This window comes from Sphingomonas sp. (genome assembly GCF_023266535.1).
In the GTDB taxonomy this organism is placed as follows: Bacteria; Pseudomonadota; Alphaproteobacteria; order Sphingomonadales; family Sphingomonadaceae; genus Sphingomicrobium.
Map to the genome: position 1 here is coordinate 1 of NZ_JAHFPY010000055.1, position 18,581 is coordinate 18,581.

23 protein-coding genes and 1 pseudogene are annotated in these 18,581 nt (G+C 62.9%); 3 read left to right on the forward strand and 21 right to left on the reverse strand.

Annotation, left to right across the window (positions count from 1 at the left end):
- From Q0C64_RS09525 to Q0C64_RS09615, 19 genes and pseudogenes are all read right to left on the reverse strand, one after another.
- Positions 1-700 (reverse strand): IS1595 family transposase (locus Q0C64_RS09525; protein WP_294123149.1); only part of this gene is annotated, 700 nt, incomplete at its 3' end.
- 102 nt (positions 701-802) lie between these two features.
- Positions 803-1,504 carry a hypothetical protein gene (locus Q0C64_RS09530; RefSeq protein WP_294123151.1) on the reverse strand — a complete coding sequence of 234 codons (702 nt, stop codon included), beginning with the start codon at positions 1,502-1,504 and terminating at the stop codon, positions 803-805.
- Between the two features lie 187 nt (positions 1,505-1,691).
- Positions 1,692-2,261, reverse strand: a complete 570-nt coding sequence (locus Q0C64_RS09535; RefSeq protein WP_294123153.1) for a hypothetical protein — start codon at positions 2,259-2,261, stop codon at positions 1,692-1,694.
- A 276-nt stretch (positions 2,262-2,537) separates the two neighbouring features.
- Positions 2,538-3,344 (reverse strand): hypothetical protein, encoded by an 807-nt coding sequence (locus Q0C64_RS09540; RefSeq protein ID WP_294123156.1) that lies wholly within the window; start codon positions 3,342-3,344, stop codon positions 2,538-2,540.
- 101 nt (positions 3,345-3,445) lie between these two features.
- On the reverse strand, positions 3,446-4,498 hold the full coding sequence (locus Q0C64_RS09545; protein ID WP_294123157.1) for a ribonucleotide-diphosphate reductase subunit beta: 1,053 nt from the start codon (positions 4,496-4,498) through the stop codon (positions 3,446-3,448).
- 144 nt (positions 4,499-4,642) lie between these two features.
- Complete coding sequence (locus Q0C64_RS09550) at positions 4,643-4,909, reverse strand: hypothetical protein (RefSeq protein WP_294123159.1); 267 nt, start codon at positions 4,907-4,909, stop codon at positions 4,643-4,645.
- Positions 4,906-5,112, reverse strand: coding sequence for a hypothetical protein (locus tag Q0C64_RS09555; protein WP_294123161.1), 207 nt, complete (start codon positions 5,110-5,112; stop codon positions 4,906-4,908). The genes Q0C64_RS09550 and Q0C64_RS09555 overlap by 4 nt, the downstream gene beginning before the upstream one ends.
- Complete coding sequence (locus Q0C64_RS09560; RefSeq protein WP_294123163.1) at positions 5,109-5,306, reverse strand: hypothetical protein; 198 nt, start codon at positions 5,304-5,306, stop codon at positions 5,109-5,111. Before Q0C64_RS09560 ends, Q0C64_RS09555 begins: the two co-directional genes overlap by 4 nt.
- Positions 5,303-5,680 carry a membrane protease subunit gene (locus Q0C64_RS09565; protein ID WP_294123166.1) on the reverse strand — a complete coding sequence of 126 codons (378 nt, stop codon included), beginning with the start codon at positions 5,678-5,680 and terminating at the stop codon, positions 5,303-5,305. The genes Q0C64_RS09560 and Q0C64_RS09565 overlap by 4 nt, the downstream gene beginning before the upstream one ends.
- A 26-nt stretch (positions 5,681-5,706) precedes the next feature.
- Entirely contained in the window at positions 5,707-7,584 is a 1,878-nt protein-coding gene (locus Q0C64_RS09570; protein WP_294123169.1) for a ribonucleoside-diphosphate reductase subunit alpha, read from the reverse strand.
- A 348-nt stretch (positions 7,585-7,932) separates the two neighbouring features.
- Positions 7,933-10,041 (reverse strand): annotated as a pseudogene (locus tag Q0C64_RS09575) (copper-translocating P-type ATPase); the annotation flags it as partial.
- Positions 10,042-10,060: 19 nt separating this feature from the next.
- Positions 10,061-10,330 (reverse strand): hypothetical protein, encoded by a 270-nt coding sequence (locus tag Q0C64_RS09580; protein ID WP_294123172.1) that lies wholly within the window; start codon positions 10,328-10,330, stop codon positions 10,061-10,063.
- A 37-nt stretch (positions 10,331-10,367) separates the two neighbouring features.
- A complete protein-coding gene (locus Q0C64_RS09585) occupies positions 10,368-10,547 on the reverse strand; it encodes a hypothetical protein (RefSeq protein WP_294123175.1) in 180 nt (59 codons plus the stop codon).
- Between the two features lie 32 nt (positions 10,548-10,579).
- A complete protein-coding gene (locus Q0C64_RS09590; RefSeq protein ID WP_294123178.1) occupies positions 10,580-11,308 on the reverse strand; it encodes a transporter in 729 nt (242 codons plus the stop codon).
- Positions 11,309-11,322: 14 nt separating this feature from the next.
- Positions 11,323-12,138 carry a hypothetical protein gene (locus Q0C64_RS09595; RefSeq protein ID WP_294123180.1) on the reverse strand — a complete coding sequence of 272 codons (816 nt, stop codon included), beginning with the start codon at positions 12,136-12,138 and terminating at the stop codon, positions 11,323-11,325.
- Positions 12,139-12,151: 13 nt separating this feature from the next.
- A complete protein-coding gene (locus tag Q0C64_RS09600; protein WP_294123182.1) occupies positions 12,152-13,363 on the reverse strand; it encodes a serine hydrolase in 1,212 nt (403 codons plus the stop codon).
- A gap of 51 nt (positions 13,364-13,414) precedes the next feature.
- Positions 13,415-13,807 carry a VOC family protein gene (locus tag Q0C64_RS09605; RefSeq protein WP_294123185.1) on the reverse strand — a complete coding sequence of 131 codons (393 nt, stop codon included), beginning with the start codon at positions 13,805-13,807 and terminating at the stop codon, positions 13,415-13,417.
- Positions 13,808-13,868: 61 nt separating this feature from the next.
- Positions 13,869-14,429: a DUF3617 domain-containing protein gene (locus Q0C64_RS09610; protein ID WP_294123187.1), complete on the reverse strand. Its 561-nt coding sequence runs from the start codon at positions 14,427-14,429 to the stop codon at positions 13,869-13,871.
- Between the two features lie 89 nt (positions 14,430-14,518).
- Positions 14,519-14,932, reverse strand: a complete 414-nt coding sequence (locus Q0C64_RS09615; RefSeq protein WP_294123189.1) for a hypothetical protein — start codon at positions 14,930-14,932, stop codon at positions 14,519-14,521.
- A 123-nt stretch (positions 14,933-15,055) separates the two neighbouring features.
- On the opposite strand from Q0C64_RS09615, the gene Q0C64_RS09620 reads away from it, so the two are divergent.
- Together Q0C64_RS09620 and Q0C64_RS09625 are read left to right on the forward strand one after the other, a co-directional pair.
- Positions 15,056-15,970, forward strand: coding sequence for an EamA family transporter (locus Q0C64_RS09620; RefSeq protein ID WP_294123191.1), 915 nt, complete (start codon positions 15,056-15,058; stop codon positions 15,968-15,970).
- Between the two features lie 45 nt (positions 15,971-16,015).
- The gene (locus tag Q0C64_RS09625) at positions 16,016-16,657 is read left to right on the forward strand and encodes a heme-binding beta-barrel domain-containing protein (protein WP_294123194.1); all 642 of its coding nucleotides are present in this window, start codon (positions 16,016-16,018) and stop codon (positions 16,655-16,657) included.
- On the opposite strand, the gene Q0C64_RS09630 is transcribed toward Q0C64_RS09625, so the two are convergent.
- Positions 16,654-17,121 carry a DUF6010 family protein gene (locus Q0C64_RS09630; protein WP_294123196.1) on the reverse strand — a complete coding sequence of 156 codons (468 nt, stop codon included), beginning with the start codon at positions 17,119-17,121 and terminating at the stop codon, positions 16,654-16,656. The genes Q0C64_RS09625 and Q0C64_RS09630 overlap by 4 nt on opposite strands.
- A 223-nt stretch (positions 17,122-17,344) precedes the next feature.
- Between Q0C64_RS09630 and Q0C64_RS09635 the strand changes: the two genes are divergently transcribed.
- The gene (locus Q0C64_RS09635; protein ID WP_294123199.1) at positions 17,345-18,055 is read left to right on the forward strand and encodes a hypothetical protein; all 711 of its coding nucleotides are present in this window, start codon (positions 17,345-17,347) and stop codon (positions 18,053-18,055) included.
- A 27-nt stretch (positions 18,056-18,082) separates the two neighbouring features.
- Here Q0C64_RS09635 and Q0C64_RS09640 read toward each other — a convergent pair.
- Positions 18,083-18,581 (reverse strand): hypothetical protein (locus Q0C64_RS09640; RefSeq protein ID WP_294123201.1); only part of this gene is annotated, 499 nt, incomplete at its 5' end.

The window sequence follows — 18,581 nt, forward strand, 5'->3', positions numbered from 1 at the left end:
GCTTGATGCCATCGACATATTGCTGGTGGCGGTGGTCGCTGGTCGCATACTCGACGAACTCTTTGCCGAGGCGAACATAGTGCTTGGCAGCGTCGGTCAACAGGTAGCTGTCGCGAGTTACGTTGGTGACGATCAGCGGGCGCAGCGTGGCGGCGTTGACGTTGGCAACGTGGAAGCTGCGGACTTGGCCGGTCATCATGTTGTTGCGCTCGACCAGTGAGACAACGGCCTTCTTGGGAGCGGGCTTGCGGAATGCGCGGTTGCGAGCTTTGCCGCCCACGAAAGTCTCATCGGCTTCAACGAAGCTGTTGGGGCCGCCAAGCGGGCCAGGATTGGCGGGCTTCATGGCTTCGCGCAGGCGGTGGCACATGAACCACGCGGTTTTGTAAGTAACGCCGAGCATACGGTGGATCTGATGTGCGCTGATGCCCTTCTTTGAAGAGCAAAGCAGGTGGTTGCACAGCAGCCACTTGTTCAACGAGATTTTAGAGCGCTCGAACACGGTGCCGACCGTGACGGTGAACTGCTCGCGGCACGAATTGCACTGATATAGGCCGTCGCGGTGCTTCTTGCCCTTGAGCGGGGTCGCATCAATCAGGCCGCAATGCGGGCACTCGGCACCATCCGGCCAACGCAAGGCTTCAAGGTGCTTACGGGCCGCAACAGGGTCGATGTATCGAGGGGCTAGAATGTCGTCCATGTCCCCACACTAGAGGCATGGGCTGCTTTGTCAAGTATATAAGTGCCACAGGATTTTCTTCGGAGGCCTAGGATCAAAGCATCGTATCCACCGTAATCCCTGTCACCGTAGTCCCCCCGCTTTCGCGGCGCGCTCGGCTTCGCGGCGAGCTCGTTCGGCTTGCTTGCGGGCATTTTTCGCCGCTCGCTTGGCCTCCATTTCCGCATAAGCGATGCGGTAAGGTTCGACGTCGCCGGCCTTGTGGCAATATTGTGTGACGGAGGCAGGGACGCTGGCAGGATCGACCAGGCTTAACTCGACCAGGCGCCAGCCGGTGAGATCCCGATTGAGCAAGGCGCGATAGGCGCCGACCGGAAGGCCCGCCGAATCTCGCGCCAGCCAATAGCCTTCGACCCGCTTGCCGTCGCCGGAGCGAAGGTAGGCGGACGCTACTGCCTCGATGCGGCCGCCAGGTGCGCGCGCGGCGAACGGGTCCGACACGTGGTCAATCTCAGCGCCGGTGACGGTTTTGCCCCCAGCGGACCATTGGGCACGGCTGACGGGCCAGAACAGGCGGCTCAATTGCGCCTTGCCGGGATTGGCCTGCACCATCGCCCAATAGGTGCGCATCGCGGCGTCGGACGAGGCACGCGTTTCTTCGATCTCGGTTGCGGGCTGGGCCTGGCCCATCATGCATTCATGTTCGCGCTGCGCCGCCGCTTGCTGCGCCGCCATATTGCCCACGACCTGGCCAATCCAAGCCTGCGCACCTGCCGGCGCCGGCAAGGCGAGCGCCAGCGGAACAACAAACACCCATACTTTCATGAAAATCCCCCGAACAAGCTCCTGAATCCGAGCAGGGCAAAAGCTAACCAAGGATATGGGCGTCCGCAACTGGCGTCCCAGGATTCGATGCTGTCGGCGAAGGGGCGGGGGCGGCGGGAATCCCGGCACGTTCGCTCCCGAGACGTAGTGAATCTTCGCCGTGTCCCTCGATCGCCGTGGCGTGACACTAGTACCGGAGGCCGGGGTTTTCGATGTCGCCACTGATTTTGCAATGGCGCAAGACCTTCGGCGGCGGCGCAGTCGGCGAGACGAGCCTCAGCACCGTCATCGATCCACGACCCTTCGCGGCCCACTGAAAATCCACATCATAATATCCAAGTGTGCTGCCGTCGGCCGCAACCGCCCGCCACGCTGCTTCATAATGATAGTTGCTCAAATTGGTGACGATGAAGCCGATCCGCTCGACCCGGGCGATATGCGCTGCCCAGGGATCGCGAAATGACGGTACCGGCTGTTGATGTCCATCGACTAGCAACAGGCCCTTCTTCTTTTCGGCAAAGGCCGTGCTCAATTCCGCGCCCGTCGCGGCCAGCGCCACATAGTCCTTGATGGCCGCTTCGGCCCGGGCGAGGCGATCCGCCAACACCTTCGGCTTTTGGGGAAGGTTGGGATCGTAGCATTTGTCGCCTGGCTTTTGGTACACCGGCAGGATCATGACGACCGGAGCCGTCTGTGCGAGAGCGGGCGTCACGACACTCGGTGCCGCCAACAGCAAACAAGCCAACCAACGCTTCATCTGTTCCCTCGAGTTCGCAATGATTCACGCGATCAAATAGACGGCATGTGGGAATACGGATCAAGTCCGGGATGACGGGAGGCGCAATGCCAAGGCTCAAGGGATTGGACGAGTTCGAGACGCCCGATTTCGTCGGCCGGATGGCGCGGGTCGAACGGCGGCGGAAGCTGTTATGGTGGGGGCTTATGCTTACGGCGGTTGCGGTCGGCGGCGCGATTGGGTGGTTCTTGTTCTGATTAGCGTGATGGCGCCGCAATCATCCGTAATTGTGAATCGTTATGGGAGTTTGGCAGGTCTGGCAGGAATGTTGAGCAATTTGATGTCGTCAGTCGCTGGCGAAAAATTCGGTGAGAAGATGTAGTCGAGATCCTTGTTCGGCGCGCCGAACGCCCAGAGAAAAAGTTCAATCCCTGCGACCGACGGCTGGAATACAATGCCTTCCGCATCGATGTTGGGATATGCGTTAATCATTCCTTCTTTCGAGCCGAACTGAAAGTTTTCGATCAAGGCGTTTCTGTGCAATCCGAATGTTATGTGAGAAATGAGTGCCGTCGCTCGCGTTCTCTCCTCCGCGTTCAAATCCATAGCGTTGGCAAAGTCGTTGCTCGCAATAAATGTAGCCATTCTTGGGCGTCCGGCCATATCGGGGAATATGCCTGCAGTTCGGAATGATTCTCTCATTGCGTTGTAAAAGATGAAATGAGCTCGCAACTGGTAATTCGATAGACTTGAAATCATAGCGGCGATCGAAGCTCCGCGATTATCGCGGTCATTTTTCGATTTAGAAGATATTAGAACACCACTAAGATATTCTATCTCTAGGTCTTCTGTCGCGAATGACCCATCGTCTACGATTTGCTTCAAGACTTTTGGTGGCACCGCTGCGCCGGGATCAGCCTTGTCGCCAAGTTTCTCAGACGCACGCTTAAAAATCTTCCCGACCGCCTCAGCGCGCTTTTCGGTAAAATTCTTTAGACCGTCGCCCAAGTAGGCGGCCGTAGGTCCAAGCAGTTTTTCCAAACCGTCTTTGCCGAGATAGGCAACAATCGCCCCCATCCCGACGGTCGTAATTGGCTCCGGCATTCTTTACTCCGCCGCCACCCCTGCGCGGACATTCCAGCGATGCGACGCGTCGCTGGAGCCTTGAAGTCCGCTCCGCCCGTCCGAAGATGGACGCCGAATGATCATTCAGCCGCCACTCCAGCCCGCGCGAACATATCCTCGCCGTCGCTTTCGGCCGGCGTATCGTTGGCGGCTTTGGCTTTCTGCCGCCGATCGAAATTGTCCCACACGTCGTTCCACGTGCCGCGGGTCGCCGCCTTCGAATATTCCGTCGCCCGCGTCTCGAAGAAGTTGGCGTGCTCGACGCCGTTGAGCATCGGCGCCAGCCACGGCAGCGGGTGCTCGTCGACCATGTAGATCGGCTTGAAGCCCAGCTGCCCCAGCCGCCAGTCGGCGATGTAGCGGATATACTTCTTGATCTCCTTGGCGGTCATGCCCTCGACCGGCCCGAACTCGAACGCCAGGTCGACGAACGCATCCTCCAGCCGCACCGTCTTCTGGCAGCAGTCGATGATGTCGTCCCTGACCGCATTGGTCATGCAGTCGCGTTCCTTGACGAAGGCGTGGAACAGGCGGGTGATGCCCTCGCAGTGGAGGCTCTCGTCGCGGACCGACCAGCTGACGATCTGGCCCATGCCCTTCATCTTGTTGAAGCGCGGGAAGTTCATCAGCATGGCGAAGCTGGCGAACAGCTGCAGCCCCTCGGTGAAGCCGCCGAACATGGCCAAAGTGCGGGCGATGTCGGCGTCGCTGTCGACCCCGAAAGTGGCGAGATAGTCGTGCTTGTCCTTCATCTCCTTATACTGGAGGAAGGCCGAATATTCGCTTTCCGGCATGCCGATCGTGTCGAGCAAATGGCTGTAGGCGGCGATGTGCACCGTCTCCATGTTGGAGAAGGCGGTCAGCATCATCTTGATCTCGGTCGGCTTGAACACCCGGCCGTATTTGTCGTGGTAGCAATCCTGCACCTCGACGTCGGCCTGGGTGAAGAAGCGGAAGATCTGGGTCAGCAGGTTGCGCTCGCCCTCGGTCAGCTTCTGCGCCCAGTCGCGGCAATCCTCGCCCAGCGGCACTTCCTCGGGCATCCAGTGGATCTGCTGCTGGCGCTTCCAATATTCGAACGCCCAGGGGTATTCGAACGGTTTGTACTGTTTGCGGGCTTCGAGGAGGGGCATTCTACTTACTCCCAGGGGATGATTGTTCGCGCAAAGACGCCGAGGCGCAGAGAGGTCGAGACAGGCCCAAACGTCTCTGTGTTCTCCGCGTCTCTGCGCGATAAATTCTGTTTCGCTTCGCGAGAGATGCCGACAACCTGGTCATCACCGCCTCTTGGAACTGCGGGCGCCTACTCCGAGGAAGCAGATGCCGACGAAATAGCCGAAATCGTAGAAATGGCCGTTGTTGGGGACGGCGTAGACGTCGATCTTGTCGACGAACAGCGACAGGATGAACGACACCGGGAAGATGAAGCCGTGCCACACGCCGAGCAGGAAACCCGGGGCGTTGGGCTGGACCGCGTTGGCGGACTCGGTGGCGACGCAGGCGGCCAGCGCCAATGCGGCGATGATGACGGCAAGACGCTTCATGGGTGGCTCTCCGCGGTGGCGAAGCTGATGGCGAAGGCGGTGATGAAGAGGCCGAACGCCGTAACCATCATCCCCGCGATCAGCATGGCAACGCCCTTGGGGTGGTTGCGCTGATGATAGCGCAACGTGTAGCCGAGCATGGCCAGCCCGCCGATCAGGGTGGCGAGGCCGATGCCGAGGTTAATGAGGTCGATCGCGCTCACAGGCCTTCTCCCGGCGGGCGATATTCGAGCCAGCCCATGCCGTGGATGGCGAGGATCGCGCCGATGAAGATGAGGATGACCGCGGCCTGGCTGCCATGCTGCGGGTCGGCACGGCCGCGGCGGACATAGAGCCACGCCCCGCCGCCGATCAGCAGCAGCGCCAGCGCGACCTCGATCATCTCCCGGTTGGTCATTGCTGTTGCTGACCCTCCAATCGCCTTGCCTCGGTCACTGGCAGGCCGGCCTCGGTCGGGACGTAGATCAAGCCCGCCTTGGTATTTTCCAGCGCTTGGATTTGCAGGTAGCGGAGATAACCCTCCGGTCCACCCAAGCTGTTCTGCAGGATCTTGTTGGCCTTGGCGGCGCCTTCGGCACGGATGACTTCTGCCTCGGCGAGCGAGATGGCGCTTTCCTTCTTGGCTCTAGCCTCAAGGATGGCGACCTGCCGAGATGACTGAGCTTCAGCCAGCGCCGCTTCGCCCGCGAGCCTTTGCGAATAGACGCGGTACTGGGGATAGATCGCCAGCACGAGCACAAGGAGGACACCGGCAATGGCGATGGCTGCCACCGAGCAACCGGCCCTCGGATCGTTCATTACTGACACGCCAGGCACTCATCATAATCCGTGCTCGACGCGAGCTGGATTTCCTTGAGGTCGATCGTGTTGTCGGCCTCGACCCCGCCGGCGAAACCGGCGCGCTGCACCGACTTGGAGCGGAGATAGTAGAGCGACTTGATGCCCAGCTCCCAGGCGCGGAAGTGGAGCATCATCAAATCCCATTTGTCGACGTCGGCCGGGATGAACAGGTTCAAGGATTGCGCCTGGTCGATATAGGGCGTGCGGTCGGCGGCGAGTTCGAGCAGCCAGCGCTGGTCGATCTCGAAGCTGGTCTTGTAGACGTCCTTTTCCTCGGTCGTCAGGAAGTCGAGATGCTGGACCGAGCCGCCGCGCTCGAGGATCGAGCTCCACACCGTCTCGGCGTTCTTCGATTTCTCGGTGAGGAGCTTCTCGAGGTACGGGTTCTTGATCGAGAAGCTGCCCGACAGCGTCTTGTGGGTGTAGATATTGGCCGGGATCGGTTCGATGCAGGCGCTGGTGCCGCCGGCGATGATCGAGATCGACGCGGTCGGCGCGATCGCCATCTTGCAGCTGAACCGCTCCATCACGCCCATGTCGGCCGCGTCGGGGCAGGGGCCGCGCTCCTGCGCCAGCATCATCGAGGCTTCGTCGACCTGGGCGCGGATATGCTTGAAGATGCGGAGGTTCCACGACTTGGCCATGGCGCCCTCGAACGGCAGGCCGCGGGCCTGGAGGAAGCTGTGGAAGCCCATCACGCCGAGGCCGACGCTGCGCTCACGCTCGGCGCTGTACTTGGCGCGGGCCATCTCGTCCGGGGCGCGGGCGATGTAATCGCTGAGCACATTGTCGAGGAAGCGCATCACGTCCTCGATGAACTGCTTGTCGCCGTTCCATTCGTCCCAGGTTTCGAGGTTGAGCGACGAAAGGCAGCAGACTGCTGTGCGATCGGCACCCAAATGGTCGCGGCCGGTCGGCAGCGTGATCTCGGAGCAGAGGTTGGAGGTCGAGACCTTGAGGCCGAGGTCGCGGTGATGCTTGGGCATCGACCGGTTCACCTGGTCGATGAAGATGATGTAGGGCTCGCCGGTCGCGAGGCGGGTCTCGACCAGCTTCTGGAACAGCGAGCGGGCGTCGACCTTGCCGCGCTCCGACCCGTCCTTGGGGCTACGGAGCAGGAATTCGCTGCCCTCGCGGACCGCTTCCATGAACTCGTCGGTGACCAGCACGCCATGGTGCAGGTTCAGCGCCTTGCGGTTGAAGTCGCCCGAGGGTTTGCGGATCTCGAGGAACTCCTCGATCTCCGGGTGCGAAACGTCGAGGTAGCAGGCGGCCGAGCCGCGCCGCAGCGAGCCCTGTGAAATGGCGAGGGTCAGCGAATCCATCACCCGCACGAACGGGATGATGCCGCTGGTCTTGCCGTTGAGGCCGACCGGCTCGCCGATGCCGCGCACCGCGCCCCAGTAAGTGCCGATGCCGCCGCCGCGCGACGCCAGCCAGACATTCTCGTTCCAGGTGCCGACGATGCCGTCGAGGCTGTCATCGACGCTGTTCAGATAGCAGCTGATCGGCAGGCCGCGGCCGGTGCCGCCGTTCGACAGCACGGGGGTGGCCGGCATGAACCACAGTTTGGAGATATAGTCATAGACGCGCTGGGCATGCGCCTCGTCGTCCGAATAGGCCGCGGCGACACGGGCGAACAAATCCTGGTAGGTTTCGCCGGGCAGCAAATAGCGGTCGTTGAGCGTGTCCTTGCCGAACTCGGTCAGCCGATCGTCGCGGCTCGAATCGGTTTTGACGTCGAACTTCTTGGCATCGACGGTCTTGCTGTTGCGCTTGGTCTCGGTGACCGCAACATCGTCGGAGCCAACATCGCTCGAGCTTGCAAAGTCCATCGTACTTCCCCGTGACTGTGGCCGTTCCAGGACGGCTTGTTCTGCTTCTGTTCGACTCGGAGCCATGGCCCCGAACCTACCCTAAATTCAAGCGCCGCGGGGTTTTTTCATGGCCGGTTCCCCGATATCCACAGGGCACGACCCATCACTTACGGAAGATAGTCATCTTCCGTCCCAACCACAATAGATTGAGTAACCCCCCAGCCTTGAACCTACATATTGTGTCTAATTCGAGTCCGGACGCAAGATCAAAATTAATCAAATGTGAAAATTTCTGCGCCGCCAGAGGGGGCTGTGGCGGCGAGGACACGGGCGGACCAAGGTCGCTTGCCGGCAATCGCCTCCAACCTAAATCCGGGCCCGGCGCAGGCGTAGCGCGTTGCCGATGACCGCAATCGAGCTGGACGCCATCGCCGCTCCGGCGATGATCGGGCTCAAGAGCAGGCCGAAGGCCGGATAAAGCACGCCTGCCGCGATCGGCACTCCGGCGGCATTGAAGATGAAGGAGAAGAACAGGTTTTCCCGGATATTGCGCATCGTTGCCCGGCTCAGCCGCCGTGCCCGGACAATCCCGCTCAAATCGCCTTTGACCAAAGTCACCGCAGCGCTTTCCATGGCGACGTCGGTTCCGGTGCCCATGGCAATGCCAACGTCGGCGGCTGCGAGGGCAGGGGCGTCGTTGATGCCGTCGCCGGCCATGCCGACGCGGCGCCCTTCACGGCGCAGCCGTTCGACCATTGCTTGCTTCTGATCGGGCAGCACACCGGCCAGCACCTCGTCGATCCCGCCGATCTTGCGTGCGACGGCTTCGGCCGTACGCCGGTTGTCGCCGGTCATCATGACCACGCGGACACCGTCCTTGCGAAGGTCAGCCACGGCTTCAACCGCGCTGTTCTTGATTGGGTCCGCAACGACCACTAGCCCGGCGAGCCTGCCGTCGATCGCGACGAACATCACGCCTTGGCCGTCGGCACGCAGCTGGTCGGCATCGGCCTCTAGCGGCGCCGCAACGATGCCGAGAGCAGCCATCATCGGCTCGTTGCCGAGTCCGACGGCGCGACCATCGACCATTCCGCTGACGCCCTTGCCTGTATGGGATTCGAAGCCCGTTGCTTGCTCAATCCTGAAGCCGCGCTCCACCGCGCCATCGACGATCGCCGCGGCAAGCGGATGCTCGCTGCCCTTCTCGAGCGTTGCGGCAAGACCGAGGACAATGGCCTCGTCGAAGCCATTGGCGGTCACGACCTTGATCAGCCGCGGTTTGCCGATGGTCAGCGTGCCGGTTTTGTCGACCACCAGTGTGTCGATCTTTTCCATCAACTCCAGCGCCTCGGCATTCTTGACGAGCACGCCCTGTGTGGCGCCCTTGCCGGTGCCGACCATGATCGACATCGGCGTCGCGAGGCCCAGCGCACAGGGACAGGCGATGATCAGCACCGCGATGGCATTGACCAGCGCGTGGGAGAGGCGGGGGTCGGGACCTACCAGGTTCCAGACGACAAAGGTGACGATTGAGATGAGTACGACGCCAGGCACGAACCAGCCCGAAACCTGGTCGGCCAGTTTCTGGATCGGTGCTCGCGAGCGCTGCGCCTCCGCGACCATGTGGACGATCTGCGACAGCATTGTATCGCGGCCGACCCGCTCGGCCTTCATCAGCAGGCTCCCAGTGCCGTTGACGGTCGCGCCGATCAGCCTGGTGCCTTCAAATTTCTCGACCGGGATTGGCTCACCCGAGATCATCGATTCGTCGACCGAGCTGCGACCTTCAATTACCACGCCGTCGACCGGCACTTTCTCGCCCGGTCGCACGCGCAGCAGGTCGCCAACAAGGACATGTTCGAGCGGGACGTCCTCTTCGATTGCGCCACGCACGCGGCGCGCGGTCTTCGGAGCAAGTCCGAGCAGTGCCCGGATTGCCCGGCCAGTGGCTGACCTTGCCCGTAGCTCCAGCACCTGTCCCAGCAGGACTAGCGTGGTGATTACAGCGGCGGCCTAAAAATAGACCGGGACGAGCCCGCCCATCGTCCGCAATGAAGTGGGGAATAGTCCCGGCGCAAGCGTGCCGGCGACGCTGTAGCCATAGGCAACCCCGACGCCGAGCCCGATCAGCGTGAACATGTTGAGGCTGCGGTTCCAAAGACTGGTCCACAGCCGCTCGAAGAAAGGCCAGCCACCCCACAGCACGACTGGCGTCGCCAGGGCGATCTGGACCCATATCGACAGGCTCATCGGGAATGGCTGCCAGCCGAACAGTTCCGCGCCGAAAGTCAAAACAGCCAGCGGAACGGTCAGCACGGCGCTCGCCCAGAAACGCCGGTTCATGTCGATCAGTTCGGGATTCGGCCCTTCGTCGAGGGTCGGCTGCATTGGCTCCAGCGCCATGCCACAAATCGGACACTGGCCGGGACCGTTCCGCCTGATTTGCGGATGCATCGGGCACGTCCAGATTGTGCCCGCAGTGGCGAGCGACTGGCTAGCGTTCAAGGCGTGCCAGCATATTGTATGACGCAGCCAACACCGATCCGGCGACCAGTCCGAACAGCAGCGCCCAGATCGCTCCCTCCAGCAGAGCGCGAACCGAATGAATCTCGGCAGGCGTAAACAGCCTGATGTAGCCATGGGTAGGACTGGAATATGGGATGAACGCGCCGATCCAGCACAGGATCATGAGCCCGGCCATGCCAAGGGCGCTGGCTGCTCCGGCGCGCAATATGCTGATGCGATGTGGTGACCTGCCGTCCATGTGACCGCTCCTCCTGGAACGCGACAACCAAGGCCACTTACATCAGCCAGTGCATAATGGCCCGAGCTAATGTGCTCATCGCTTCCGAACGGAGAACTTCGTGCGGGCGCAAGTGGCGTGGCCCTAACAATATGAGCGCCTGGCCAAAGGCTTCGCCATCGACCATCACCATTGCCTTGTCAGCCGCATTCCAGAGAAAGCCTGCGTCGCCAGCCAAGGTCGATCCTCCCCTCCCCCGGAAGCCTTTGCCTAGAAGTCCAGGCCGAGTGCCATGAAGGCGTGAAACCCCGGCTTGCCATCACCGTCGACGAAGGTCGGTCCGCCCGATCCGAGCAGGCGGAACGGCGCATGCAATTGCAGGATGCCGCCGATGCCGAGGCTGGTCGACGAGCGGCCGCCAACGCTGTCCGGGCCCTGGCGATCGGCCTCCACGCCGAGCGACAATCGCTTCGACATCTGGCGGGTCAACGCCACGCCGCCGGTCCAATAGTCGCGGTTGCCCGGACCGGGATTGATGGCATAGCCGCCGCCGCCGAACAGCGACCAGGGGCCGCTGTCTTTCTGCAGCCAGACCGGGAGCAGGGCGGTCACCCTGGAATTGCCGGCACCGTTGCTGGCGGTCGGTAGCGTGATGCCGGGAAAGATGGCGACCTGGAGGCCGGCCGCTTCATCGTGAAAGAACCGATATTTGGCCGACACTTCAAGGTCGCCGCGCGCCCAATGAAAACCCGAACGGTCGTGGGCATAGGCGACCGGCAGGCCAACGGTCAGCTGGAGGTTCGGTGCGGCGCCATAGTTGAGTTCCGCCCCGACCGACCCATCATAGTTCGCACCCTTGCCCGAGCCCTCAACCAGCGGCGCGTAAATCTCCCAATGGCCGGTGTCGGTCGGTTCGGGATCGTCGGTCAGGTAGGGCGGTCCGGCCAGGGCAGCGCCCGACATGAGCAGCGCCAGCGTGCCGGTAAGAGCGGGCCGCATGGCCGGCAGGACCGTCACCCGGCGGCTTTCCGTCCCGCTCGCTGCGGCAAGACCAGGATCAACGCGATAATGATCACCGCCAGGATTGCCGATGCCAGCGGCCGGCTGATGTCGAGCCCGCCCTTGGCAACCGGCTTGTCGAAGAAGTCGCCGACCGTGGCGCCGAGCGGCCGGGTCAGGATGAACGCCAGCCAGAACAGGAACACATGGCTGACCGCCGTCCGGAAGTAATAGAGCCCGGCAACAATCAGCAGCGCCGCCCCAAACACCAGCGCTCCGCCCGAATAGCCAAGGCCCGCATCGGCCACCCAATCGCCCAGCGCGGTGCCGAGCGTCTGGGAGAATGTGATGGTGACCCAGTAGAACAGCTCCTCGCGCGGGCTGACGACCGTGTTGACCGAAACGCTGCCCAGCGTCCGGTACCAGGCGAACAGCGAAATCAGGACGCAGCTCAGCAGCAACAGCGAGCCGCCCGGATAGCCGATGCCGAGCGACCTTGTGGCGAAATCCGCGAGCGTCGTGCCGGCGGTGGTCGATGCGATGATCGTCGCCCAATAGAGCCAGGCGTTGAATTTCCGCGCGCGGATCTGCGCCCACACCAGCCCGACCAGCAGCACGCCAAAGATGATCGTCCCGACCAGATAACCGTTAAGGCCCGACTGCCCGGCTTCGGACGTGGTTTCCCCGAGCCAGCTCATCGACACCGTATCGCCGCCGGTCTCGCCAAGCGTGGTGGCAAGGATCTTGATGATCCAGAAGCCAAGCGTGATGGCGGGCACCTTGGTCAGCAATTGCTCTTCGCGTTCGGTCACCGGGCCTATCTCCTTCATTGATTGTTACTCGTCATTGGAAATGAGCATGCGCGACCGAGCGGCGGAAGGCTTCCTCTTCGGTCACGGAAAAGCTGCCTTTGCCGTGAGGCGTATCATCGGCAAGCCCGGTGACGAAATAGCCGATGCCGATGCCGGCCTTTCGGTCGATCCAGATGCCGGAGCGAAGGCCATAAGCATCGCCGCTATGGCCGACCCACGCATGGGCGCTGGCTTCGGGAAAGATATTGCAGCTATCGCCGGCGACCAGTTGGATGGCGGCGAAGCCATAGCTGCAGATGCCATCGCTTTCGCCCTCGCGTGAGCCGTTCTTGCCATCGAACTGCCAGGCCGGGGCCAGCATCGTCTCGACCGATTGCGGCGACAGGATGCGGACGCCGTCCAGCTCGCCCTTATTGAGCAGCAAGCGGCCGACGCGCTCGAGGCCGCGGGCGGAGATGCGCAGGCCACCCTGGGGCGAGAAGAGCCCGCCATTTTCGCCCAATTTCCAGCGGCCGAGATCGCATGGCCCCTTGTCGACGAACACCGGGCAGTCGGGCCGGCGCCCGTGAAGATCGTCGCGGACCGGCGTTCCGTCCTGGGTCAGCACCACGGCACGGGTGACGGCGGCATCGCTGCAGGTCGGCCAGTTGAAGCAGGCGTCGAGCTTCATCGGGGCGAGCAGCTCGCGCCGCATCCATTGGTCAAACCGCTCGCCGGTGACGCGCTCGACGATCGAGCCGATGACTGGAAAGTTGAAGTTGGAGTAGGCGAAATAATGCTCGTCCGGGCCGTGCGCGAGGTCCCACACCTGGGTCTCGGCCAGCGCCTCCTGGAGCGAGGCGCCGAGCGGCACGACATAGGCATCGTCGCCATCGCGGATGCTCGACGTGTGCGACAGCAATTGGCGGAGCGTGATCGGCCGGGTCGGGAAAGCCGGATTGCGGAGGTACCAGCCAAGGTAGGACGAAACGTCGCGGTCGAGGTCGAGCCTGCCCTGCTCGGCCAGTTTCATCACGCCGATCGCCACGACCAGCTTGGAGACCGAGGCGATGCGCGCCGGATCGTCGGGCGTGGCCGCGCGGCCGGTCGAGGGGTCGGCCAGGCCCTCGGCCCAGGCGCCGCGCTCGCCCTTCAGGTCGAACGCGACTCCGGCGCTGGCCGGTCCGGCTTGAGTGGGCGGCGAAGCGCCAGCGCACGCCGTCATTGCGAGGAGCGATAGCGACGCGGCAATCCAGACATTCATGCTGGATTGCTTCGCTACGCTCGCAACGACGTCAAGTGCGGCTGGCCTCGATCAGGCGGCCGGGCCGATGCAGAAGGCGGCCAGCTTGTTGCCGTCGATGTCGCGGAAATAGGCGCCGTAGAAGGCCTGGGGGCCTTCGTCGCCGCGCAGCCCCGGAGGGCCTTCGCAGCTGCCGCCGAGCTCCAGCGCCCTGGCGTGAATCGCATCGACCTTGGCCCGGCTGTCCATCGCCAGCGCGGCCATATTGCCATTGCCGGCCGATGCAGAATCGCCGTTGTAGGGCTTGCACACCGCCAGGCCGGGCTGGCCCATGCCGGTGCCGTACATGGTGAAATTGTCGCCGAACTCCATGATCCGCTTGCCGCCGACAACCGGCATCAGCCCGTCATAGAATTCGCGTGTTTTGGCGAGGTCGTTGCTGCCAAGGGTCACATAGCCAATCATCCGAGTCGCTCCTGCCTGTATCGGATCGGGAACATAGCGGGAACGGCAATGATGGCAAGGATCAGTTGGCGCCCTCGGTCGCGGCCTTGGCGTCGCAGTCGCCGACCCGCTTGGCCTCGACCTTCATGGTCATGGTCATGTCGCCCGACGGACCGGCGGCATCGTTGGCGCTGGTCATGGTCAGCACATAATTGTCGGGCGTGTAGGTGCCGGTCATGGCCATGGTCGAGGTCGCCTGCTGATGCTTGCAGATCAGCTTCAGGTCGATCTTGCCGCCGCCCCAGTTGAAATGCTCATAGGTGCAATTCTGGTCGGCGCCGGTGAAGAAATTCTCGCGCGGCTTTTCGGCCTGCTCCTTCGACAGGCAGACATTGTGGACCTGGGTCCGGCCCATCGCCTTTTGCATATATTGCTTGGCCTCGGGCGGCATGCCGGGCGCGTCGACCTTCACCAGCGAAACGGTCTGCTCCCATTGTCCGGGACGAACGAAGCTGCCCTTGCCGGCGGCCTCCTTCATCTTCGCCGCGACTTCCGACGGCTTGGCATTGTCGGCTTTGACCGCGGGATCGGATCCGCAGGAGGCAAGAGCGAGCAGCGGCAGGGCAAGTGCAAGGCGCTTCATGGGCGTTCCCCTGGTTTGGCGGAGCAACCATATGGTGGTGGCTCGGCTTTGCAATCGATTACCGTGGCCAGACCCGCCAGCTTGGGCGATCACTCCGGATAGCAGCTCGGCCGTTCCTCCGGATGGTCCTTGAACCATTGCTTGCGGGCGGCCTCGTCGGCGCGCTTCCGCGCCCGGCCAGGCACCGTCATGTAGCGCTTCACCGTCCCTTCGACCCGGACACCATCCTTCATGACTGGTTCGAAGTCGCCGCTGGCCATCATCGCCCGGCACATCCAGAAGCCCATCTCCGGCTCATATTTATGTTCGCCGACCTTGCAGTTCTTAGGCTTACCGTCGGCATCGACGTCGATGTAAAGCCAGGCCCACTGATCGCCGGGCATCGGCTTGTCCATGCTCGATTGCCATGGGTAGCTCGCGCCCGCCCGATGTTCCGGACAATTGTCCGCCGCAACCAACGGCCCGGCCAGCAATGCCGACGCCGCCACCATCCATTTCAACATACAGACCCCCCGAACCCGAGCGGGCAAATGCTAGCATAAGGATTGCATCTTTCCAGCGCTCGTTCGGCATGCGATTCGAAGGGCGAGAGAAATCAACGTCGCCGGGAATCAGCATTGACGGAAATGGCAGGCTCGAACCGCAAGGGAACGCTCATCGGCGCATTGGCAGTGCTGCTGTGGGGCGCGCTGGCGGCGCTGACCGTATCGCTGCGCGCAATCCCACCATTCCAATTGCTGGCGATGGCGTTCGGCGTGGCCTTCGTCAGCGGTAGCCTGTGGCTGGTAATCACGGGCGGTCCGCGCCGCCTCGCCCTGTTCCGCCAGCCCGCCGCCTTCTGGCTCCAGGCGATCGCCGGCCTGTTCGGATATCATGCGCTCTATTTCTTCGCGCTGCGCCTGGCGCCCGCCGCCGAGGCCAATCTGATCAACTATCTGTGGCCGCTGCTGATCGTGCTGCTCTCCGCTTTCGTTCCGGGCGGCAGCCGCCTGCGCGCGGCGCAGTTGTTGGGCGCGCTGATGGGCCTGGCCGGCACAGCGCTACTGATCGGTGGCGGCGGCAAGCTCGGCGCGGCCTCGGGCAGCTTCTGGGGCTATGGTGCGGCCCTGTCCTGCGCGCTCGTCTGGTCGACCTATTCGGTCATGAACCGGCGCTTCGTCGCCATTCCGAGCGAGGCGATGTTCGGGGTCTGCGGCGCGGTCGCGCTGCTCGGCCTCGGCGCGCATTGGTTGTTCGAACCCGCCAGCATCACGCCGGCGGGCAGCGAATGGCTGGCGCTGGCGGCGCTGGGCATCGGCCCGCTCGGCCTCGCCTTCCTCGCGTGGGACTATGGCACCAAGCATGGCGACCTGCCGGTGCTGGGCACCATCGCCTATGCCGCGCCGGTCCTTTCGACGCTGCTGCTGGTGCTGCTTGGCCTGGCCCAGCCGACCATCCAGCTGATCATCGCCTGCGCACTGGTGGTCGGCGGCGCCTGGATCGCGACGCGGCGCGGGGAGCAGCAGGCGCTGGAGGAAATCCGCGCCGAATCCGACGACTAGCCGGGAGCGTTGTCAGCGCCCGCCGGCCATGCGATTTGGGCCGGCATGGATATCCCCGACGACATTTTCACCGAGCCTGACAAGGCGGTCGACACGCTCGCCAATTTGGGGCCGCTGCGGCGGCTGGCCGGCACCTGGGAGGGGAAGCGCGGCCACGACATCAACCCCAAGGGCGACGGGCCCGAGCACCGCGACTATTTCGAACGGATCGTGATGCAGCCGATCGACGCGCAGCCCAACGGGCCGCAGCTGTTCTATGGTCTGCGCTATCACGTCCACATCAACACGCCCGAGGAAGAGATCACCTTCCACGACCAGGTCGGCTATTGGCTGTGGGAGCCGGCCACCGGCCTCATCCTGCAGACGGTCGCGATCCCGCGCGGCCAGGTCGCGATCGCCGCGGGCCGTGCCGAGCCGGACGCGAAGCAGCTAGTGCTTAAGGCGGAGCGGGGCCAAACCGAGTACGGCATTTGCTCGACCAGCTTCCTCGAGCTCGCCTTCCGCACCGACAGCTACACGATCACCGTCGATTTCCACGACGACGGGTCATGGAGCTATGTGCTCGACACCATCCTGCAGGTGCATGGGCAATCCGAGCCCTTCCTCCACCGCGACCGCAACCATCTGGTCAAGGTAGCCGAGCCCGACCTCAATCCCTGGGCGAAACTTGAGGCAGCGGCGGACTAAAGGATCCCGTTCGCCCGCCAGATCAGCAGCAATCCGGCGCCGACGATGACGTCGATGATCACGCACCACGGCACATACCATTGCGGGATGGAGACCAAAGGCAGCTTCCAGCGATTGTGGTGCGCCAGGTCCCACAGCGCATGGCCGAAATAGGCCAGGGGCAGGATGATCGGGGCGACCAGCAGGCCGAGCATTCCCGCCACCGCGTAAACGCCGCTGACGCTGAATTCGACGAACTGGTCGCGGGGGCTTCCGCGCGTCACCGCGAAGCCGAAATAGATGCCGGCGATGAGGCCAATCAGTACCGCGGAAAAAGCGAGCGAGGCTTGGGGAGACAGGAAGAAATGCGGGGCGAGCGAGCCGACGCCGACCAGCACCGCGGTCAGGATCGGCCGCCGGGCCAGCACCGACTGGCCATGCGAATGGCCGTGCCCTTCGATATTCTGTTCAACCGCTGCCGACATGTTTGTTGCTCCCTGTTGATCCGAGTCGGCGGCCTTATGCACTCCGTACCGCGGTACGGAGTCAAATGGCGGCGATCGAGCGGTCGCCGCCGACCTATGTGGTCCCGAAGTGGATGAGGTTGAAGCCTCAGCAGCCCGAACCGCGACCAATGTCCGCCCAGAGTGCGTCTTCCGCCCCTTCAAAATGTTGATATGATTTCGTCCTCGTAACGGTGGAGGGGAGATGTTCCACGCAGTGCGCGACTGGTGGAAAGGCGGCAGCGGCAAAGTCGCGCTGCGCCTGTTTCTATTCGAATTTGTCGTCGTCGTGGCCGGCGTGCTCACGGCCCAAGGATTGGCCGGGTGGGTCAATGATCGGGCCGAGGATCGCGCCGTCCGCGAGGAGAATGCGCGAATCCGTTACGAGATTGGAAGGGCGCGCCAGAACGCCAGGGTATGGCTGGCCGCCACTCCCTGTCTGGAGGAGCGCGTCAACCAGGTGATCCGCAACGCCTCCTCCGAGGGGCGCTTGAGCCCCGAACAGCTCAACCTACCGCGCTTCGTCGGCTATACGGTGGGACAAGTGCCGCCCGACATTGATCGAGCGCTCCGCAGCCGGTTCGACGTGAGCGTGGTGGACACCTATGGCAGCGTCGGATCGTCGGCCGACAATGTGATCAATGCCTATCGGGACGTTCGGCAGGATTGGGATCGTTTTGCGCTGCTCGACCCGACTCTCGGCTCACCTTCGCAAGCTGACCGTGCGACCGTGCGCGACGTCGGGGTGCAAATCCGCTCGAAATTGCGCCGCCTTCGGACCCACGCAGAGGATATCGAACGAGCCGCCGAGCGTCTTGGGATCGCACCGCTTACCTCCGACGCCGATGTTGGCACTGCTTCACCGATCAAAAACTGCGCCGAAATGTGGCGCACGGGACGCATCTGGCACGAATAAACCCCATGCCGTCGGCAGGATAGGGACCTAGGTGGTCCCGAAATGGATGAGGTTGAACAGCCGCAGCAGGCCGAACAGGACATAGACCAATTGTCCCACGGCGAGGATTGCCTGCACGGCCGGGCGCCGGACCGCGATCCCGATGATGGCCGTCAATGCCAGGATGCTGTTGAAGACGATGGCGTCCCTGCCGACCACGGCGAACCATTCGGCGCCCTTCATCCAGGTGTCGATCACATCGATCCCCGCCCAGCCGATCACCAAGCCGAAAAACCAGTGCCGCCGGGCCATGAAATATGACTGATACCCGTCATATCCTTCCAGACGGGTGGGGAAGAGCACGGCACTGATCAGATAGAGGTAGAAGGCGTAGAAAATGACGAACAGATAGATGGGGAAGGTCCACACCTTGATCTGCTGGAGATTGAATTCCCACCACCACCAGAAGACGATCGACAGGATCATATAGGCCACCCACACCAGGTGCACCCACCAGATGCGCACCCGCAACGGGTTCTGGATCAGC